This is a genomic window from Algoriphagus sp. NBT04N3, from assembly GCF_019443765.1.
GTDB classification, from domain to species: Bacteria; Bacteroidota; Bacteroidia; order Cytophagales; family Cyclobacteriaceae; genus Algoriphagus; species Algoriphagus ornithinivorans.
The window spans coordinates 276,210-296,180 of sequence record NZ_CP048415.1; the positions used below are offsets into that span (position 1 = coordinate 276,210).

13 protein-coding genes and 1 pseudogene are annotated in these 19,971 nt (G+C 40.8%); 6 read left to right on the plus strand and 8 right to left on the minus strand.

Going from position 1 to position 19,971, the window contains the following annotated elements; genetic code table 11:
• The first annotated feature begins 604 nt into the window (after window positions 1-604).
• The gene (gene ltrA / locus GYM62_RS01310; RefSeq protein WP_219957260.1) at window positions 605-1,885 is read left to right on the plus strand and encodes a group II intron reverse transcriptase/maturase; all 1,281 of its coding nucleotides are present in this window, start codon (window positions 605-607) and stop codon (window positions 1,883-1,885) included.
• A 585-nt stretch (window positions 1,886-2,470) separates the two neighbouring features.
• A complete protein-coding gene (gene ltrA, locus GYM62_RS01315) occupies window positions 2,471-3,724 on the plus strand; it encodes a group II intron reverse transcriptase/maturase (protein WP_219956427.1) in 1,254 nt (417 codons plus the stop codon).
• A 125-nt stretch (window positions 3,725-3,849) separates the two neighbouring features.
• Here ltrA (GYM62_RS01315) and GYM62_RS01320 read toward each other — a convergent pair whose 3' ends face one another.
• Window positions 3,850-7,341 carry an SMEK domain-containing protein gene (locus GYM62_RS01320; protein WP_219958000.1) on the minus strand — a complete coding sequence of 1,164 codons (3,492 nt, stop codon included), beginning with the start codon at window positions 7,339-7,341 and terminating at the stop codon, window positions 3,850-3,852.
• Between the two features lie 649 nt (window positions 7,342-7,990).
• Here GYM62_RS01320 and ltrA (GYM62_RS01325) point away from each other — a divergent pair.
• From ltrA (GYM62_RS01325) to GYM62_RS20950, 3 genes and pseudogenes are all read left to right on the plus strand, one after another.
• A complete protein-coding gene (gene ltrA / locus GYM62_RS01325; protein ID WP_219957260.1) occupies window positions 7,991-9,271 on the plus strand; it encodes a group II intron reverse transcriptase/maturase in 1,281 nt (426 codons plus the stop codon).
• A gap of 630 nt (window positions 9,272-9,901) precedes the next feature.
• Window positions 9,902-10,668: pseudogene (gene ltrA, locus GYM62_RS20945) on the plus strand (group II intron reverse transcriptase/maturase); the annotation flags it as partial.
• Between the two features lie 120 nt (window positions 10,669-10,788).
• Entirely contained in the window at window positions 10,789-11,109 is a 321-nt protein-coding gene (locus GYM62_RS20950) for a group II intron maturase-specific domain-containing protein (protein WP_255590341.1), read from the plus strand.
• Between the two features lie 121 nt (window positions 11,110-11,230).
• Here the strand turns inward: GYM62_RS20950 and GYM62_RS01335 are convergent, their stop codons facing one another.
• The 5 genes from GYM62_RS01335 to GYM62_RS01355 form a co-directional block, all read right to left on the minus strand.
• On the minus strand, window positions 11,231-11,911 hold the full coding sequence (locus GYM62_RS01335; RefSeq protein WP_219958001.1) for a hypothetical protein: 681 nt from the start codon (window positions 11,909-11,911) through the stop codon (window positions 11,231-11,233).
• A gap of 86 nt (window positions 11,912-11,997) precedes the next feature.
• Complete coding sequence (locus tag GYM62_RS01340; protein ID WP_219958002.1) at window positions 11,998-12,999, minus strand: site-specific integrase; 1,002 nt, start codon at window positions 12,997-12,999, stop codon at window positions 11,998-12,000.
• A 141-nt stretch (window positions 13,000-13,140) separates the two neighbouring features.
• Window positions 13,141-13,629, minus strand: a complete 489-nt coding sequence (locus tag GYM62_RS01345) for an IS30 family transposase (protein WP_219958003.1) — start codon at window positions 13,627-13,629, stop codon at window positions 13,141-13,143.
• A complete protein-coding gene (locus GYM62_RS01350) occupies window positions 13,604-14,152 on the minus strand; it encodes a helix-turn-helix domain-containing protein (RefSeq protein WP_219958004.1) in 549 nt (182 codons plus the stop codon). Before GYM62_RS01350 ends, GYM62_RS01345 begins: the two co-directional genes overlap by 26 nt.
• Before the next feature lie 250 nt (window positions 14,153-14,402).
• Complete coding sequence (locus tag GYM62_RS01355; RefSeq protein WP_219958005.1) at window positions 14,403-15,362, minus strand: carbon-nitrogen hydrolase family protein; 960 nt, start codon at window positions 15,360-15,362, stop codon at window positions 14,403-14,405.
• Between the two features lie 92 nt (window positions 15,363-15,454).
• Between GYM62_RS01355 and GYM62_RS01360 the strand changes: the two genes are divergently transcribed.
• Window positions 15,455-16,582 carry an endo-1,4-beta-xylanase gene (locus GYM62_RS01360; RefSeq protein ID WP_219958006.1) on the plus strand — a complete coding sequence of 376 codons (1,128 nt, stop codon included), beginning with the start codon at window positions 15,455-15,457 and terminating at the stop codon, window positions 16,580-16,582.
• Window positions 16,583-16,639: 57 nt separating this feature from the next.
• Here the strand turns inward: GYM62_RS01360 and GYM62_RS01365 are convergent, their stop codons facing one another.
• Window positions 16,640-17,500: an ROK family protein gene (locus tag GYM62_RS01365; RefSeq protein WP_219958007.1), complete on the minus strand. Its 861-nt coding sequence runs from the start codon at window positions 17,498-17,500 to the stop codon at window positions 16,640-16,642.
• A gap of 87 nt (window positions 17,501-17,587) precedes the next feature.
• Window positions 17,588-19,915: a glucosamine-6-phosphate isomerase gene (locus GYM62_RS01370; RefSeq protein WP_219958008.1), complete on the minus strand. Its 2,328-nt coding sequence runs from the start codon at window positions 19,913-19,915 to the stop codon at window positions 17,588-17,590.
• Window positions 19,916-19,971: the final 56 nt, after the last annotated feature.

Below are 19,971 nucleotides of genomic sequence, written 5' to 3' on the forward strand. Positions count from 1 at the left end.
GGTTAGTATAAGAATAGTAGCCGATTGCGTTGCACTTTTCTGTCAAGTTACAGAAAAGTTGAAGCGGGCTACAACCCTTGAGTTTACTACTGTTTCGGCTATTATTTTTATACATTGTGTGTGCCTTGAATGGTGAATATAGACCAAAAAGATGGTCGTTCCAACGGGTGAAAGTCCCTTAAGCGCGGGAGTCGTTACCCGAAGCCAAGCAAGTGGCAAGGTGGTTTACCGTGAGGTATGCACTGAAGTAAGCCAGACTGCGGTGTCTGTACTGACGAAAAGGAACTCTATACTGAGGCTATGAGGCTGGATGAGGTAGCACATCATGCCGAAGTCCTAAGCTCTGGAAACAGAGATAAGCCAAAATAGTAGATAGAGCAGCGATAGACACAAGGATATTCATCTTACCGAGGGAGGTCTCTGGACGTCTGGAATGTCCAAGAGAAGTCAGCCGAGGTCATAGTAGTTATCGGAAACGAGCTGTAAATACTGCAGAGGTCTCACTGAATAACGAAGGACTGAACATTGAATCGCGTCCTAATTCGGATAGGAATCCCGCACATGCGAGATAGCCTATTCTTAAGCGGACAAGGAGAACAAAGTAATGATAGAAAGAGTACTTCAATCCAAAAACCTTTATAAAGCCTACCGTCAAGTAGTGGGTAATAAAGGCTCATCGGGAGTGGACGGTATGCAGGTGACCGAATTGAAGTCGTTTATCGACCAAGGCAGGACAGCTGTATTAACCGACATCCTGAAAAGGAGGTACGTACCTAAAGCTATCAGAGGGGTTGAAATCCCAAAGAGTAACGGAAAAACCAGATTACTCGGAGTCCCATGCGTAGTGGATAGATGGCTTCAACAGGCAGTTAGCCAGCAATTAGCCACCCGATTCGAATTAACTTTCGAAGAGGAGAGCCACGGTTTTCGACCCGGAAAGAACCTTCACGGAGCAGTAACACAAGCCCTGAAAAACATCAATGATGGCTATCAGGACATTGTGGACATTGACCTGAAAGGTTTCTTTGATGAGGTACAACACTACAAACTGCTTCAGTTAATCTACAATAGGGTAAAATGTCCCACAACTTTGTGGCTGATCCGAAAATGGCTGAGAGCACCAATCCAGATCAATGGAAAACTGCACAAACGCCGAAAGGGTATGCCACAGGGAAGTCCCCTGAGTCCATTGCTGTCCAATATATTATTGGACGAACTGGACAAGTACCTCAAAAGTAAAGGGTTGAAATTCGTGCGCTATGCCGATGACTTCAGTATCTATACTAAGTCCAAAGCATCCGCCCAAAAAGTAGGCAATGAAGTCTATCTGTTTCTGAAGAACAAACTGGATTTGCCTATCAACAAGGAGAAAAGCGGAATCCGAAGACCCTCTGACTTTGAGCTGCTAGGTCATGGCTTCGTGCCAACCTACAAAAAAGGGGAAAAGGGCAAATACCAACTGATAGTGAAGAAGCAAAGCTGGGTAAACCTGAAACGTAAGCTCAAATGGATCACCAAGAAAACCCTGCCATACAGTTTTGAGGAAAGGCTTCAAAAACTCAATGAGGTATGGATGGGATGGGTAAACAATTACCGACTGGCCAGTATTCAGGCCAAGCTCAAACAACTCGACGAGTGGCTGAGGAACCGACTCAGATATTGTATTTGGCACGACTGGAAGAAACCCGAGCGAAAACGTAAAAACCTAATCAGACTTGGAGTGGATCATGACCATGCTTACGCATGGAGCAGGACCAGAAAAGGAGGATGGGCTGTGGCCCAAAGTCCCATACTCGGAACAACAATTACGCTCTCTAGACTGAGAAGAAAAGGTTATCTAAGTATGCTGGACTATTACTCTAAATCAAAGCCTGAGATTCAATGAACCGCCGTATACGAGACCCGTACGTACGGTGGTGTGAGAGGCGCACCGTGGGCCTATGGCTCACGGCCGTCTACTCGATGTGTGCTGTGTAAGCTATGATAAAGATGAGGGCAGGCCCTCGGTGAGGGTTGTTTAGGAACACTCACCAAACCACTTCTATGATGCATCTGCGGTAACAATGATGTGTGAAGCGATAGAAGAAAAGGCTGTTTAAATGGTCAGGTAAGGATAGAAGAGATGAGCGAAAGCGAACCTTCCGATGAAGTGACGAAAAGACCAGTCGTTGTCAAAATCCGGTTTATATCGAGAGGCCGGAGATAAGTATAGAAGGTGCCTAATTTACTGTCTATACGGCAACCGTCATAAAGGGGGCATGACTTCTATTCAGGCTTTATTGTGGAATCGCAGGAAGCCTATATGCTATGCCAAAAGGAAAACACAAGCAGGCAATACCTGTGAGTTGATTACTGATGAGTATATAGGTGACGGATGAAGTCGTAGTAGTGATGAAACTCCTGTAATGGGAGCGGAGCGAAGGGCTTCAATTATGCAGTTTTAATTTAAGAACAACTTAACTAGTTAAGGATGATTTTTAAAGAACAGACAAAGTCGGTACCAATTACCAAAGAGATGGTTTGGGAATCCTACAAGAAGGTAAAAAGTAATGGAGGTAGTGCAGGGATTGACCAGCAGAGCCTGTCGGAATTTGACAGGGTACGTTCCAAAGAACTGTACAAACTCTGGAACAGACTGGCTTCTGGAAGTTACTTTGCACCAGCGATAAAGCGGGTAACAATACCCAAGGCAGGGGGTAAGACCCGTCCTTTGGGAATTCCCACTGTAAGCGACAGGATTGCCCAACAGGTAGTAAAGACGTACCTAGAACCAAGGCTGGAATCAGTATTTGTGGACAATTCCTACGGATACCGCCCGAACAAAAATGCGCACACAGCAATCCAAAGCGTACAACAGAATGTACGTCGATACAGCTGGGTTATAGATTTGGATATACAGGAGTTCTTCGAAAATGTGAACCATGAGCTTTTGTTGAAAGCTTTGGAAAGACACGTTTCAGAGAAATGGGTATTGCTGTACATCAAAAGGTGGCTGGAAGCACCAGTCATACTTGAGGATGGTGCGGTCAAAGTATCCACGGGAAAAGGTACTCCTCAGGGAGGGGTAATCAGCCCGCTTCTTGCCAATCTTTACATGCATTATTGTGTTGATAAATGGCTGGAGAAATTCCATCCATCCGTAATCATGGTTCGGTATGCTGATGACCTTATTATCCATTGCAGTAGCTATCAGGAAGCTGTCAGAACACTTACAGATTTGAAGGATCGTTTAGAAAAATGCGGCTTGAGAGCCCATCCCGAAAAGACGAAAATTGTTTACTGTAAGAAGGAAGGCAGAAATCTGAATGATTACCCTGTACAGTTTGACTTTCTGGGCTTTAGTTTTCAGCCCATGAGAAACAGATTAAGAAATGGGGGAAGCTTTCTGCAATTTGATTGTAAGATGAGCCGAAAGTCCAAAGTGCGCATCAACGGAGAACTCCGAAAGCTCAATTTCCATAACAAAACCCAAAGGGGTATTCAGGATCTGGCCATATTGCTAAATCCAAAGATACGAGGGTGGGTTCAATACTATGGGAAGATAAGCCGAAGAAGTCTAAAACCGGTGTTCTATTATCTGCACCATCGATTGATCAGGTGGATTCTGAACAAGTACAAGAGCTTTAAAGGAAGCAAGGTCAAAGCAGTGAAATGGCTTAGACAAGTTACGGTCTCTTATCCAAACCTGTTCTACCATTGGGAACTGGGATACAAGTTAGTCTAACTTGATAGACTATAAACCGACTGCATAATAAGAGCCGTATGAATCGAGAGGTTCACGTACGGTTCTGTGAGAGGTTTAGGGGTGGAATTCCCCTTTACCTACTCGACTATGGGTTACCTTTTTCTTTATATCAATTCTTTTAGTACAATTTTCCCTTTGTTTTTTGCAATTTTTTCGAGGTCAGGAATGAGTTTAACTTTATAAATATCATCCCTTTTTCTTTGTGCTGTTTTTTTTACAATTATACTTCTCGCTTTGAATAATAATTCATCTCCATAAATATCAAATTTTGTCAATGCAAGTTCGCACAAACCTGACAAGGTCTTTACAATATCCTCATTTCTGATTGCATCTATAAAATTGTCAGTGTTTAGTTTTAAAAATATTGTGAGCTTATCATCAAGTTCATTTTTATACATACTTGAGATACGTCTCAAAAATTGGAATAGTGGAGAAATCTCAAAGTTTTTATGCTTGTCTGATTTTAGCTTGTTTATCAAGTCATTTTTACAATGTTGTTCTATTATATTCTTGCTTATGCAGGAACCAAAATAGTAACCTTTTAAAAAATCACTAATATTAACTCTGCTGTAACGCCTATAATCTCTGCTGTAATTTGTTAGGTATTCTTTTAGAATTGAATAAATCTTTTCATTACAATTTAGATTCTCATTTTTATAAACCTTGTTTTTCAGTTTATATAAATCTTCCAAGGCTTGACTAAAATTAAGTTCAGGGTTTAATAAAGCACGAACTAATATTGTTTTATTAATCTTTTTGAACTTTTCTATTGTTTTGTCTTTATCGATTGAAGACATAACCCTGAATAGGTCTTCCGCATATGTTATTTTATTGTTTTTAAAATAATTGTCAATTTCTTGAATAGTTATTGAATCAACAAAATTTGAATCCAAATCATTAATATTCAAAAATTTAGGGTTACTTAAAGCTTCAAGTTTATTAGGCAAATTCCTTATAACTTTTGTTATTGATTTTGAAAGTGTTTGGTTCAGATTAAGCTCTTCTAAATCCAAATATTTCTCTGCAAACTCTGCAAATATTAATAGATAATTTAAGTTGGTTTCTGTTTCTATCTTCTGAGCAAAGCTTTTCGTTGATACTATTGAACCTATTAACTCAAAGAATAATTTTTCATCTTCAAAAAGCTTTCTTAATTCTAATGCCCTTGCCGTGAAATTAGAAATACTTGTTTCATTCGAAAACTTGTTATAAACAACTTTGTTTTTGAGGTCTATGGTTAATTGTTTTTTTACGAATTTAGAGTCAATTTTAGATAAATCAGATAGTGCTTTTGAATATTCTGATAGATTAGCATCATTAAGCTTGATTTTGAAAAGAGAATCATTTAATGCTTTCTGAAAAAGAACCCAAGATTTATTTGTGCCAATTGAAATGTCAATCCTGTTGATTTCTCTCAACGATTTTACAAACTGGTCAATCTTTAATGATTTTGCTTTGTTGTATTGTTTATCCCAATTTATGTTTCTCATTAAGCCAATCAGTAACTTTTTCGCTACTGTTGAAGTATTTAACTCTGAAAGGCAATTGGTAACATTTGATAGACGTGGTAAATCTGTTATCATTTTTAACCATTCAGAGAAATCAAAGGAATGGAGAATGCGAAGTATTGTTTCTGACTCACGACTCTTTTTACTGATTCTTAGTGTTAATTCCACAATTGAATTAGTATTAGCCATTTCATTCTTTCTTAGTGAAACCAAAATACTGGATTCAATCAACTCAACATTTAAAATGTTACTCAGTTGAAGAAGCCTTGTGTAGGCAATGTAATGTTCTTCAATGTACAGGCTGAGTTTATTTGATTTGAAAAATGTCAAAAAAAACTTGAAATACTCTTTTAAATAATTTGTTTCAATCTGTTCGGAATGCAAAAAGACTATGTTCAAGATATTGATTACCCAATAGCTTTTATTTGCCTGATTTGATAGCTCATCTAAAAAAACTTCTTTTGTAGTTTCATCATTTAATAAACTGCCAATAATTTCTTTTTCTTCCGTTTTTTGAAACTTGGCTAATAAGAATAATAAACCAATATTGTTTTCATCATAATCAAAGCTTTGGATATAGTTTAATACCAATTCCGTTTTCTTGTCAATGCTAATACCATTTTCAATGTAATCGTATGAGTCAAAAATTAGCTGAGCATATTCTTTATGTGGAAAAAAACAAAAATCACTTTTAAAGTATTGTAATATAATTCCTTTTTCACGCAGTAGCGAGTTTTCATCGTATGCGTTTCTCAATGGAACGAAAGAAATATCATTTCTAAAAAGCAAACAATAAGTTAATAAAGCATCACTCTTAAAAAGGTTTAGTTTATGTTCTTTAAAGAATTGATGTAATATTTTCTTTGAATCAATCTTATCAAAGGTTAGGGGGGCAGAATGTGAGTTTTTTTGTTCCCACATTCGTAAAGCAATATTTAGTTTTAATAAATTCCTATTAATGTTTTTAAGAACTTGTTTAAAATTTCCCTTTTGCCACTGAAGCTGACTTCCTTTTTCGATTAACGATTTTGTTTTCTTCCAAATTATGCCAGATACTTTTTCCTCAAAGCTTTCATTTGAGTCAATTCTAAAGAAAGGGATACCGTCAATTAATCTATAAATATTTTCTGTGTCAAAATCATCAAATGTATTGTAGTAACGTGAAAGATATAAAACTCTTATCCATTTATGAGTTGATATTCTATCACGTAAATATTGAAATACTTCTATATTGTCGTGAATATTGTCAACAACTACAAACGAGTAATTATGTGAAACTTGAATTAATTCTTCTGCTAAATCTTTTTTTGTAATCGTTGGGTTGGAAAGGTTAAGATAAAATGTCTTTCTATTGTTAATTTTTTGAATTATAGAATACGCAAAAGTAGTTTTACCACTGCACGGATTACCGAGAATACAATACTCTTTTAATTTGCCTTTGGTAAATTGAAATGCAAGGGTGTTGATTGTTTGGAACTCTTTTTTGCTATAATAAATTGATGATTCAAGGTTGAAAAAATTGTCATTTACAATCTTCTCGCCTTTTTCTATTTGCTTGAAAAGTGCAAGTTTTGAAAGACCATAATATTCTGTAGAAACTTCTTGCTTTAAAAGCTCATCAATTTTAACTCTTTCTTCTATATTACTCTTGGTAATATCTCCTATAAGTCTTCTAATGGTTTTAATATAAACTTTTAGACCATCTTTCTCTAAGTACAGTTTCGATGTGTTAATGTTCTTTTTTATATATGGAGTTTCAGAGATAAATAAAATCCAAAGTGTTTTAACACCTTGGTCTTTCCATTCTGAAATTGTGTCTTTTATTGTTTTGTCAATTTTTCCCTTTTCGTTTGATTTTTGAGCTGTAACCTGAACACCAAGTTCTTTTTTACGGTCTATTAAGTCAATAGCAATTGTATTAATCTTATCGTATGCAAGGTTTTCAAGATTGGGTAATTTATATGCAGCACTTAAAACTCGAAGAAAAAAATCTTCGGTCTTGGTAGTTCTAAAGTTGCCAAGCTCAATATCCTTTTCAATTCGTTGTACATAAGAAGAAAGGTTATGTTCGATTTCTGTTTCTTTCATTCTGTTTATTTGTGCTGTGTCGGTTTTTAAGGTTGCCCATAACGGCCCTGGCTATGGCAAGTGCGGGATTTTGAAACCGAATCTTTGTCCGCCAAACCGAATGTTATTTAGTTGCAATGTCTTCATTTATAAGCAGTCAGCCCGCATTTGCTATAGCCGATGTGTGTGCCTTGAATGGTGAATATAGACCAAAAAGATGGTCGTTCCAACGGGTGAAAGTCCCTTAAGCGCGGGAGTCGTTACCCGAAGCCAAGCAAGTGGCAAGGTGGTTTACCGTGAGGTATGCACTGAAGTAAGCCAGACTGCGGTGTCTGTACTGACGAAAAGGAACTCTATACTGAGGCTATGAGGCTGGATGAGGTAGCACATCATGCCGAAGTCCTAAGCTCTGGAAACAGAGATAAGCCAAAATAGTAGATAGAGCAGCGATAGACACAAGGATATTCATCTTACCGAGGGAGGTCTCTGGACGTCTGGAATGTCCAAGAGAAGTCAGCCGAGGTCATAGTAGTTATCGGAAACGAGCTGTAAATACTGCAGAGGTCTCACTGAATAACGAAGGACTGAACATTGAATCGCGTCCTAATTCGGATAGGAATCCCGCACATGCGAGATAGCCTATTCTTAAGCGGACAAGGAGAACAAAGTAATGATAGAAAGAGTACTTCAATCCAAAAACCTTTATAAAGCCTACCGTCAAGTAGTGGGTAATAAAGGCTCATCGGGAGTGGACGGTATGCAGGTGACCGAATTGAAGTCGTTTATCGACCAAGGCAGGACAGCTGTATTAACCGACATCCTGAAAAGGAGGTACGTACCTAAAGCTATCAGAGGGGTTGAAATCCCAAAGAGTAACGGAAAAACCAGATTACTCGGAGTCCCATGCGTAGTGGATAGATGGCTTCAACAGGCAGTTAGCCAGCAATTAGCCACCCGATTCGAATTAACTTTCGAAGAGGAGAGCCACGGTTTTCGACCCGGAAAGAACCTTCACGGAGCAGTAACACAAGCCCTGAAAAACATCAATGATGGCTATCAGGACATTGTGGACATTGACCTGAAAGGTTTCTTTGATGAGGTACAACACTACAAACTGCTTCAGTTAATCTACAATAGGGTAAAATGTCCCACAACTTTGTGGCTGATCCGAAAATGGCTGAGAGCACCAATCCAGATCAATGGAAAACTGCACAAACGCCGAAAGGGTATGCCACAGGGAAGTCCCCTGAGTCCATTGCTGTCCAATATATTATTGGACGAACTGGACAAGTACCTCAAAAGTAAAGGGTTGAAATTCGTGCGCTATGCCGATGACTTCAGTATCTATACTAAGTCCAAAGCATCCGCCCAAAAAGTAGGCAATGAAGTCTATCTGTTTCTGAAGAACAAACTGGATTTGCCTATCAACAAGGAGAAAAGCGGAATCCGAAGACCCTCTGACTTTGAGCTGCTAGGTCATGGCTTCGTGCCAACCTACAAAAAAGGGGAAAAGGGCAAATACCAACTGATAGTGAAGAAGCAAAGCTGGGTAAACCTGAAACGTAAGCTCAAATGGATCACCAAGAAAACCCTGCCATACAGTTTTGAGGAAAGGCTTCAAAAACTCAATGAGGTATGGATGGGATGGGTAAACAATTACCGACTGGCCAGTATTCAGGCCAAGCTCAAACAACTCGACGAGTGGCTGAGGAACCGACTCAGATATTGTATTTGGCACGACTGGAAGAAACCCGAGCGAAAACGTAAAAACCTAATCAGACTTGGAGTGGATCATGACCATGCTTACGCATGGAGCAGGACCAGAAAAGGAGGATGGGCTGTGGCCCAAAGTCCCATACTCGGAACAACAATTACGCTCTCTAGACTGAGAAGAAAAGGTTATCTAAGTATGCTGGACTATTACTCTAAATCAAAGCCTGAGATTCAATGAACCGCCGTATACGAGACCCGTACGTACGGTGGTGTGAGAGGCGCACCGTGGGCCTATGGCTCACGGCCGTCTACTCGATGTGTGCTGTGTAAGCTATGATAAAGATGAGGGCAGGCCCTCGGTGAGGGTTGTTTAGGAACACTCACCAAACCACTTCTATGATGCATCTGCGGTAACAATGATGTGTGAAGCGATAGAAGAAAAGGCTGTTTAAATGGTCAGGTAAGGATAGAAGAGATGAGCGAAAGCGAACCTTCCGATGAAGTGACGAAAAGACCAGTCGTTGTCAAAATCCGGTTTATATCGAGAGGCCGGAGATAAGTATAGAAGGTGCCTAATTTACTGTCTATACGGCAACCGTCATAAAGGGGGCATGACTTCTATTCAGGCTTTATTGTGGAATCGCAGGAAGCCTATATGCTATGCCAAAAGGAAAACACAAGCAGGCAATACCTGTGAGTTGATTACTGATGAGTATATAGGTGACGGATGAAGTCGTAGTAGTGATGAAACTCCTGTAATGGGAGCGGAGCGAAGGGCTTCAATTATGCAGTTTTAATTTAAGAACAACTTAACTAGTTAAGGATGATTTTTAAAGAACAGACAAAGTCGGTACCAATTACCAAAGAGATGGTTTGGGAATCCTACAAGAAGGTAAAAAGTAATGGAGGTAGTGCAGGGATTGACCAGCAGAGCCTGTCGGAATTTGACAGGGTACGTTCCAAAGAACTGTACAAACTCTGGAACAGACTGGCTTCTGGAAGTTACTTTGCACCAGCGATAAAGCGGGTAACAATACCCAAGGCAGGGGGTAAGACCCGTCCTTTGGGAATTCCCACTGTAAGCGACAGGATTGCCCAACAGGTAGTAAAGACGTACCTAGAACCAAGGCTGGAATCAGTATTTGTGGACAATTCCTACGGATACCGCCCGAACAAAAATGCGCACACAGCAATCCAAAGCGTACAACAGAATGTACGTCGATACAGCTGGGTTATAGATTTGGATATACAGGAGTTCTTCGAAAATGTGAACCATGAGCTTTTGTTGAAAGCTTTGGAAAGACACGTTTCAGAGAAATGGGTATTGCTGTACATCAAAAGGTGGCTGGAAGCACCAGTCATACTTGAGGATGGTGCGGTCAAAGTATCCACGGGAAAAGGTACTCCTCAGGGAGGGTAATCAGCCCGCTTCTTGCCAATCTTTACATGCATTATTGTGTTGATAAATGGCTGGAGAAATTCCATCCATCCGTAATCATGGTTCGGTATGCTGATGACCTTATTATCCATTGCAGTAGCTATCAGGAAGCTGTCAGAACACTTACAGATTTGAAGGATCGTTTAGAAAAATGCGGCTTGAGAGCCCATCCCGAAAAGACGAAAATTGTTTACTGTAAGAAGGAAGGCAGAAATCTGAATGATTACCCTGTACAGTTTGACTTTCTGGGCTTTAGTTTTCAGCCCATGAGAAACAGATTAAGAAATGGGGGAAGCTTTCTGCAATTTGATTGTAAGATGAGCCGAAAGTCCAAAGTGCGCATCAACGGAGAACTCCGAAAGCTCAATTTCCATAACAAAACCCAAAGGGGTATTCAGGATCTGGCCATATTGCTAAATCCAAAGATACGAGGGTGGGTTCAATACTATGGGAAGATAAGCCGAAGAAGTCTAAAACCGGTGTTCTATTATCTGCACCATCGATTGATCAGGTGGATTCTGAACAAGTACAAGAGCTTTAAAGGAAGCAAGGTCAAAGCAGTGAAATGGCTTAGACAAGTTACGGTCTCTTATCCAAACCTGTTCTACCATTGGGAACTGGGATACAAGTTAGTCTAACTTGATAGACTATAAACCGACTGCATAATAAGAGCCGTATGAATCGAGAGGTTCACGTACGGTTCTGTGAGAGGTTTAGGGGTGGAATTCCCCTTTACCTACTCGACTGGCGGGTCGTTTTTCATTCCACTGCATATTTAGAAATTCCGGGTTCACTGTGTTCAAAAAGTCCTGTTTCATAGAAATAGTTTGCCATTTTTAAAGCATCTCCATTGGAGTTTTTTGTTGCTCTCAATTCAAACCATTTTGGCATAAACTCATTTTGCTTTACTAATTCAGTATTTGTCTCTGCAATTTTTTGGTTTAAGTCTGTCAAGTCATTTTCATCAAATACTTTTACAGAAAAATTGCTTCCGTAGCTGTTTATGCACAAATTACCTATCTGCTCCCCAATTAAATTAGTGCAGTTGTCTGTTTTCATTGTGTAATGAGCATAAGAAACAATTGCATTTTTTTCTAATTCGGTAATTATGTGGGCGATTTGTCCGCAGTTCTTGGAAGATTTAAGTCTTACTGGAATCTCTTTAAATTTGTATTGTCCTGTCGTGTGAATTGTATAAGTGTAGTTTTGATCAAGATAGCTTACAGTTGAAATGAAATTTTGAATTTGACTGTCGCTATAAGTAGTGTCAACACCAACCAAAATGTAGTTATTGGACATTTCGCCTAAATTGTCTTGCGTCCCGTTATAGTATTTAAAGTCTATAAATTCACAGTCGTTTTGTGGTGTTAGGTCGTCATCTTTTCTACAACCTGTAAAAAGTAGCACTAATGTCATAATTGATAAAGTCAGATTTTTCATCGCTTCTATTTTTTAATATTATCAAATTTTCTTGTCTCGCTGGACTGTTGTCTTGTCCTAAAATGACCGCCAACATCCGTATAAATCTAACTCCCCTCCCCAGTTTCGTGTATATCCGTTATGTGCGGAGTGGATTTGCCGGCTGTTTCTGAGGTCAAATTAATCAATTCGGTGATTTGATCAAGCGGAGAAACTACATTTTTGTTGGAAACGGCCAAAACATGGCTATAGATCTCTGTTGTCTTGCTACTGGCATGACCCAGCAGAACTTGGATCATCCTCAGATTGGTCCCCTGCTGCAATAAATGGGTTGCAAAGCTATGCCTAAGTGTATGAACCGTTGCCCATGGATTGGCTCCGCTTTTCTGTACTGCAGCCCTGAAAATATTCTGAATGCTTTTGACCGAATATTGGCCTCCTTCCTGCCCTTCAAATAACCAATAGGAAGGCTTGTATTGTCTGTAGTACCTTCTCAATTCCCCAAGCAAAATAGGCGATAAGACAGTTTTTCGGTCTTTTTTATTTTTAGACCCCTTGATAAAAAGATAGCCTTCGTCTGAGTGGATATCCCTTATCCGAAGGCGAATTGCCTCGCTGATCCGGAGCCCTGCACTGTAAATGGTAAGCAGGATCGTTCTATGTTTCAGATTGGATGTGGCTTGAATTATTCTTGCGATTTCTTCCTTGCTTAAGATATTGGGAAGCGTCTGCGAAGCCTTAGGGCGCTGGATTTCATAGTATTCTCTGGGTTTCCCCAAGACGTGTTCATAGTAAGCCTTGATCGCATTGATCAGACTATTCTGAGCTGATTCTGAAATTTTGTATTTGTTGATCTGATTGTAAATAAATCCTTCTATTTCCTCTTTGGTAATCGAGGTTAGCTCCCTTTGCTCAAAGAATCTCAAAAATTTGGCAAAGGCTGTGGAATAATTCCCCAAAGTAGCTGGACTGTAGGCCTTCAAGGTGAGTTTTTGACGAAGCTGATCCAATGCTTCCTGGCTTCGCTCAGAAAGGGAAAAAACAGGTTGGGACTGTACCTGATTTTCCCTATCCGCTTCAATAAGCTTTTCACCGAATAGCTTCCTCACTTGGTGCAGATTCTCGGGAGTATTCACCAGACTCCAGAGCTTCTGAGAAGCATGATAGAAGCTGGTATTGAGCTTTTTGAATGCCTCCCGCTCTTTACCTAATTCATAGGGGATAAAAACTTTAAATCTGCTGGGCCGTGTTCAATTCATAAATGCAACACCTAATTTTTGTTTGAGTTTTTGTAATGGACTAAGGTAATCAAACTTTCTAACGGGTCTGTTATTGATTTTTAATTCTATGGATTGAATTTGTTCCACCGAGTACTGATTCAGGTCTGTTCCTTTGGGTAAAAAAGCCCTGATCAATCCAATTCTGTTTTCCACCGTTCCTTTATCCTGAGACGTATAGGGCCTTGTAAAAAAGGTTGGCAGGTTGAATTTATCCCTGATTCGATGGTGGTTTGCGAAGGCTTTGTCATTATCGAACGTGATTGATTTAAAAAATGAGGCGCCAATCCGTTCGATTCTTCTGGTTATTTTCTGTTCAATGACATCGGCGTTCTTACCCTCTAACTTTTCCAACGTGGTGATTAAAGTAGCCCGGTCTACCAGTACCAGAAGTGCCGATTGATGGTTTTTACCCATCATCAGATCCACTTCAATATCACCGATCCGCTGCCTCTGCTCCACTACGGGAGGCCTTTTTTTCAATGGAAACTCTTTCTTTGATCAGTCCTCTGGAATCCCTGTAATTACCTCTTTTACGTTTTCTTTTACCGTGTCTGAGATGTTTGTATAATCCTCTATCCTTCCTGAACTGCCAATGGTTACTTTTTTTTGCCAGCCAGATCCATTGGTAGAGGGTCTCATGGGACACTCCCGGTTGGCCATTGACTCTCCACCTGGCGGCAATCAGTTCCGGACTCAGTTTTTCATCTTCCAGCCAGATTCTGCTCTGCTCCTTCATTACCTCGGTAAACCGTCTGTGTTTGGGTTTGTATTTATGGCGTTCTTGAGCCCGGTTCATTGCTATGCGTGCTGAGTAATTTCCTGCACTACGTCCCCGTTTCCCAGTGTTTCTTTTCAGTTCCCTACTGATGGTACTTTTGTGTACGCCGACCCGACAGGCTATTGCAGTTTGACTGAATCCCTCTTTGTTTAAAACCTCGATTTGATATCTTTGCTCTAGGCTGAGCTGATTGAATTTTTGCATGTCAACACTAATTTAATTATTCAGCCTAAGGAAGGAAGCCTAGGCTTCCTTCCTTAAACTATTAGTGTTGCAATTATTACTTGAATCTGGGTGGCTTTTGCCTGGGGTTTGAATACTATAATCTTGTTCATGGCTTTTTTTTGCCAAGAAAAATATTTTTTATCTGGATAGCCGGTAATTATCCGACAGTAGTCGATAGCAGTCGTTTGTTGTCGTTTGCAGTCGTTTGTTGTCGGATAATCTCACTAAATTAATCCTTGTTCATTTCCTTTACCGAATGTTGCCTTTGCCTGTTCACGCTTAGTTCTAAGATATCTGGTCTTGAGTAATGTCCTACAGGATCAAAATTCTGTCGCTCTTCCAGCACTCGGTTAAAGTCCAGTTCGGCAAATAAGAGTCCCTCGAAGTCGGCCCTGGGCTCCAAAACCCATTTTCCATCCGGTCCGGCTATGCAGCTGCCGCCATTCGCTAAGACTTCTGGACAATTCTTAAGAATCTCCCCCAAATGAGGAGTATCTGCGGGGAAATCAGATTGGCGCATCAAGCTGGAAACCGAAATAACAAATGACCTTCCTTCCTGAGCTATCATTCTCGTGATCAACTCGGTATTTCTGACTGCTCCCGGCCAAACTGCGACATGCAGGTTTTCACCCAATCCGTACAAGGCTGTTCTCGCTAGAGGCATCCAGTTCTCCCAGCAGTTGAGTCCGCCTACAGTAAAATCTTTTAGAGAATGCACCTGAAGCCCATGCCCATCACCTGGTGCCCAAGCCAGTCGCTCATCGTAAGTGGGTTGTAGCTTCCGATGAACGGACTGGATCCGGCCTTGTGCATCAATATAAACCAGCGAACAATACAAACTATGTCCGCCCCTATCTTGTGGTCTTTCTATGATTCCCAAATAGACGGCGAGTTGAAGCTGCTTGGCCAATGCCTGAATTTCTTCTAAGTCCCCACTTTCTATTTGAACTGCCTGTCTGGCATAATGGGCAAAGATCTCTTTTTGCATGCGATCATCCCAAGCCGAAGCATGGGTGATGGAAAGCCACCAGGGATAGCCCGGTACCAATCCCTCTCCAAATACGATCAATTCGCTTCTCTTTTTGGAAGCATCTGTCATACAGGATTTGACCAACTCCAGCGTTTGTAACTTGTTGAGCCAGATCGGAGCAATTTGGGCTAGAGCGACTTGAAGATGATTAGCTGACATATGGAGTAAATTATTTTGCTTTGATTGTAAAGACGAAGGAATAATTGGATGAATGGAAAGTGAATATTAAAGTAGACTTGCTAATTTAAAACATGCTAGCAACCTATTCTCAAAAATTTATACTTCCAACCTATTTGGTAATACTGATCCTTCTCAATTTCTCCTGTCAGCAGCCTAAGCGGAAAAGTTTAAAGGATGAATTTTCCTCGGAATTTAGAATTGGTGTAGCCGTCAATGACAGACAGGTCACCGGAGAGGAAGAAGGAGCAGATTCCTTATTGCATTTGCATTTCAATTCTCTTACTCCTGAGAATGGCCTTAAGTGGAGTAGGGTGCATCCCGAAGAATATAGGTATTCCTTTGAGTTTGGGGATGCTTTTGTGACTAAAGGAAAGGAGCTGGATGCTTTTTTGGTAGGGCATACACTGGTCTGGCATCAGCAGGTTCCTGATTGGGTATTTCAGGATCAGGAGGGGCAATTGATAAATGCTGAATTACTTCAAAAGCGACTGGAGAATCATATAGAAACCGTAGTGGGAAGATACAAAGGGGATATCCATGCCTGGGATGTGGTCAATGAGGCTTTTGAGGATGATGGAACTTGGAGAAAGACCTCCTGGTATTTATTGATGGGGGAGGACTATATCGCACAGGCTTTCCGAAAGGCAAATCAGATAGACCCCAATGCAGAACTTTATTACAATGATTACAATGTCTGGAAACCGGAAAAGCGCAAAGCGATTTTGGAAATGGCTCAAGCTCTTCGAAAACAGGGAGTGCGAATTGATGGAATAGGGATGCAGGGACATTATCGATTGGACTTTCCAAGCTTGGACATAATAGAGCAGGCAATTCTGGACATCCATGAAGCTGGTTTTGATGTGATGGTAACAGAACTGGATGTGGACATCCTTCCAAGACCCAGTGATTTTGACGGAGCTGATCTGGAGATTTCATTTTCAGAATCCGAGCGCTGGAATCCTTTTAAAGATGGAATTACACCCGAAAAAGAAGAAGAGTTGGTCAGGTGCTATCAATCCCTTTTCCAGCTCTTTCGAAAGCATTCCGATAAAATCAGTCGCGTTACTTTCTGGGGAATGCATGATGGCAGCAGTTGGCTGAATAATTGGCCTGTAAGAGGGAGAACCAATTTCCCTTTGCTTTTTGATAGAAACAAGAGGCTTAAGCCAGGCTTTTGGGAAGCCTTTCGATCAGAATAAAAAAAGCGATTCCTATCAGAAACCGCCCTTTTTCACTTACTAAACCAACTTTATCTCTTAAGAATTCACAATTTCAGGTTCAACGTCCACCAGTGCTACTGCACCGTGGATGGCTGTCTCGTCCAATTCGGACAATAAGATTTTGAGATGTTCCAAAACGGTAGGATATCCAAAGCTCTCCAAAGAGCGATACAGGGATTTTTGAAATAAAGGAAAAGTCTTCCGAATGGATCCTCCTAACACAATAGCTTCCGGAGCCAAAGCGTACAATATATGCTTGATCAACTCTCCCAAGTGATGCCCAAATTTTTCAAATGCCTGAATAGCTTCAGGATCCCCGGCCATGGCTTTTTTGGCCATAGCTTTAGGCTTGGTCTGATAATAATTATGAAAGAATTTGCCACTGCAATAGTGTTCGAAATTATGGTCTAAATAAGGAGCGCTGCACCATTCGCCGGCAGCTGAATTCACTCCGGAATACAAGTGTCCGTTGATGACAATACCTCCTCCCACGCCTGTTCCTAGAGTGATTCCTACCAGATTTTTATAGTTCTTCCCTACGCCAAACTTATGGACGCCCAAAGCGAAACAGTTTGCGTCATTATTGATGAATATGGGCTTGCCAATTCTTTCTGTAAGAAATTTACCAAGCTCCACATGCTGAAAAGCCGGAATATTTGCCAGTCCCAGCACAATGCCTTTTTCTACATCCACCAAGCCCGGAATCCCTATGCCTACACCTTCCAAATCATGATGCAAATAGGATTCAATAAAAATGGCGATGGTTTCAAGGATAAATTCCTGACTTTCTTTGGCCGGTGTAGGGATAGTGCGGATATCTTCCAAATGTCCGTTAATCAGCACTCCACCTTTGATAGTGGTGCCTCCAATATCCAATCCCAATATGGCCTTTTGCATTCCTCGAGTTAAAATAGTGATTAAATAGGTTTATAGGTTGAAAGCAAATTGTATTGCTTGATGTACTCGGGTGCGAAGAAATGCTTTTTAGAGCATTCCTTCAATTGATTTTTCCAGTTCTCTCGCAGTAGCCAGGAATTCTTCCACATTCATATCTCTGAAGAAAATCAGACCATGGCTAGCCCGAACTTTGGCTCGCTCGTGCAGGTAGAAGTAGTTTTTCCCTAACAATAACTGAATATCATTGAGCTGTCCCACCCAGGTACGCTTGGCTACAGTGCTGAATTTTCCGTTATGGGAATAGCTAGGGAAAGAAGCATTTACCTGTGAAAGATAGCAATTGGTGAAGGAGTCTTCCATCACAGACATGTCTCCCAGGGAAACCGGAACGATGACATTGGCTTCGTGGGGTTCAAACTTAAACCAAACATTCCTGTAGCCTATGATTCTCAATTCGCTGAGGTCCTTTTCCTCTCCCCATTTTTTGACTGCTGCTGCCGTAGCCTGCAGTACTTTGTAGTGGGTATCAGGACCTGAACCTTCAGGATCCAGTGTTAAACTAATCTTCGTAGGGTTAACTTTTCGGAATAATTCCACGATCGGTTCTACGTCCCGCGTTTTATCAGGCTGTTCGGTAAAGATGTCTCCGGTATAAAAGCCCAGTCTGAGGTGATGAACGTTCTTAACTTGTACACCAAAGTGAGCCCAGACCAATTCTTCCTCGAATTCCCGAATCATGCCCTTCAGCTTTTGAATTTTGGATGGATTTTTTTCTCCGTCATAACTTTTTCTCAAAATACTGATGACATCATTGATAGTTTCCCGGAGCTGAGCCTTGTTTTTAACTTCATAAATAATCACCAAAGCTCTTACGACCCGGTGACAAAGTCCTCTTTTTCTTGCCTCAGCATTTTCGGAAGCCACATTTGTCAGGAAGTGGTAGACATCTTTGTCTGTTTTCAAACTGTATCCCACCTCGAAAAAGTCTTCATAATTCACCATTTGGATTTTGTTATCATCCAATAATTTTTTGGTGTGTTGAAGCGTGTCAATAACGAATGTGTTGGTCACAGCTGTGAAGCCCGAAGTCAGCACAGAGAAATGGGCTTCATTGCTGGGTTCATGCAATTGATTGGTGATGTGAGGAAGGATACCCAATGAAATGTCATCATGGTGTGGTCCTGTATGAAGCAAGGTTTGGTTTTTTTCCTGTTCCAATCCTTTGGCCAGCTTATCCTCTACACTTTTCATCACGAGGCTTACTGTTTCCTCAGAGAGATCAGGAATCAACTTGCAGTATTTATCTGCTTTCAGGTCACTCAAGTTTAGCCTGTGTCCATATTTATTCAGCTTTTTGCAAAGCTCAATCACTGCTCTTTCTGTTTTTTCAAAAGTCCATTCTCCCTTTTGATAATAGCTGTCAAAAGAGTCTGTTAATTTGACTGCCGCTCCTTTGGTCAGGTAAAAGCGCCCGTTTTTCAACTTTTGAAGGACAGTAGCAGGGAATACATTATTCATCGGGGTTTCAAGAGAGTCCCGGACTATTCCTGCTTTAGCCTCTCCGGCTGCGATAATTATCGCTACCGCTTCTGGATTGTAGACGATAGTATCCAAGCCGATAGTTATCACCAATCTGTTGGCGGACACTTCAATGCCGCCCAAGTCTCCGGCTGCTACAGCTTGCGTTTCAAAATTGGTCTCAGTCAATCGGGTAACTGAGTAAATATGAGAACCTCGGGTGTTGAAAGCGATGTGTCCATCCGGTCCGATTCCGCCAAGGAAAAACCCGATTCCACCCAAGTCTCTGATCCTTTGCTCATATTGTCCGCACCATTGGTCGATTTTGTAAATGGATTCCTGCTGAATTTTTTCCAGTTCGTTTTGAGGATCCCGAAATCTCAGGCTTAAGTCTACTTTCAGATCAGGAAAGACTTCTTTATAGCTCAGACCATTGGCTAAAGGGATTTCATCCGAGTTGATGAGAATGGCTTTTTCCTTGGAAAGCCCAAATCCCTGAATGTAAAACTTGTTTACATAGTCGTAGAAGGAATTGTGCTGGGAAGATGAAATAGGGTAAAATTCATCTATCTGTACAAAAGTCAAGTCCTTTAAGACAGGCTTTTTGGTAGCTCCCATGCCATATTTTTCCCGAATGTCTTTGCCTTTTTTGCTGTCCCAGTTTTCCAACAAATACTGAGTCCATTTGATGAAAAATTCAGGTGTCTTTCCAGTTGGTAAGCTAATGACACCCTGTGGATTGGCTGCCGCCCATTCCAAAAACCGGCAGGCGGTAAGCAAACCTAATTTGGGAAAATTGTCAACCGTCAAGTAGGGAATCAGCGTGGAAATTTTTTCTACTCCTGATTCCTGCAAGAAGCTTTTCTCTACTTCGGATAGTGGGTACTTACTGAGCATGCTGGTTAGACAGTTAAGGGTTTATAAGATTTATTATCGGTTTTTATTTCTTCTAT

Coding starts and splice junctions, on each gene's coding strand:
- GYM62_RS01360 (WP_219958006.1), top strand. CDS start 15,455: ATGCTAGCAACCTATTCTCAAAAATTTATACTTCCAACCTATTTGGTA.
- GYM62_RS20950 (WP_255590341.1), top strand. CDS start 10,789: ATGAGCCGAAAGTCCAAAGTGCGCATCAACGGAGAACTCCGAAAGCTC.
- GYM62_RS01355 (WP_219958005.1), bottom strand. CDS start 15,362: ATGTCAGCTAATCATCTTCAAGTCGCTCTAGCCCAAATTGCTCCGATC.
- ltrA (WP_219957260.1), top strand. CDS start 605: ATGATAGAAAGAGTACTTCAATCCAAAAACCTTTATAAAGCCTACCGT.
- GYM62_RS01350 (WP_219958004.1), bottom strand. CDS start 14,152: ATGCAAAAATTCAATCAGCTCAGCCTAGAGCAAAGATATCAAATCGAG.
- GYM62_RS01370 (WP_219958008.1), bottom strand. CDS start 19,915: ATGCTCAGTAAGTACCCACTATCCGAAGTAGAGAAAAGCTTCTTGCAG.
- ltrA (WP_219957260.1), top strand. CDS start 7,991: ATGATAGAAAGAGTACTTCAATCCAAAAACCTTTATAAAGCCTACCGT.
- GYM62_RS01320 (WP_219958000.1), bottom strand. CDS start 7,341: ATGAAAGAAACAGAAATCGAACATAACCTTTCTTCTTATGTACAACGA.
- GYM62_RS01365 (WP_219958007.1), bottom strand. CDS start 17,500: ATGCAAAAGGCCATATTGGGATTGGATATTGGAGGCACCACTATCAAA.
- GYM62_RS01335 (WP_219958001.1), bottom strand. CDS start 11,911: ATGAAAAATCTGACTTTATCAATTATGACATTAGTGCTACTTTTTACA.
- ltrA (WP_219956427.1), top strand. CDS start 2,471: ATGATTTTTAAAGAACAGACAAAGTCGGTACCAATTACCAAAGAGATG.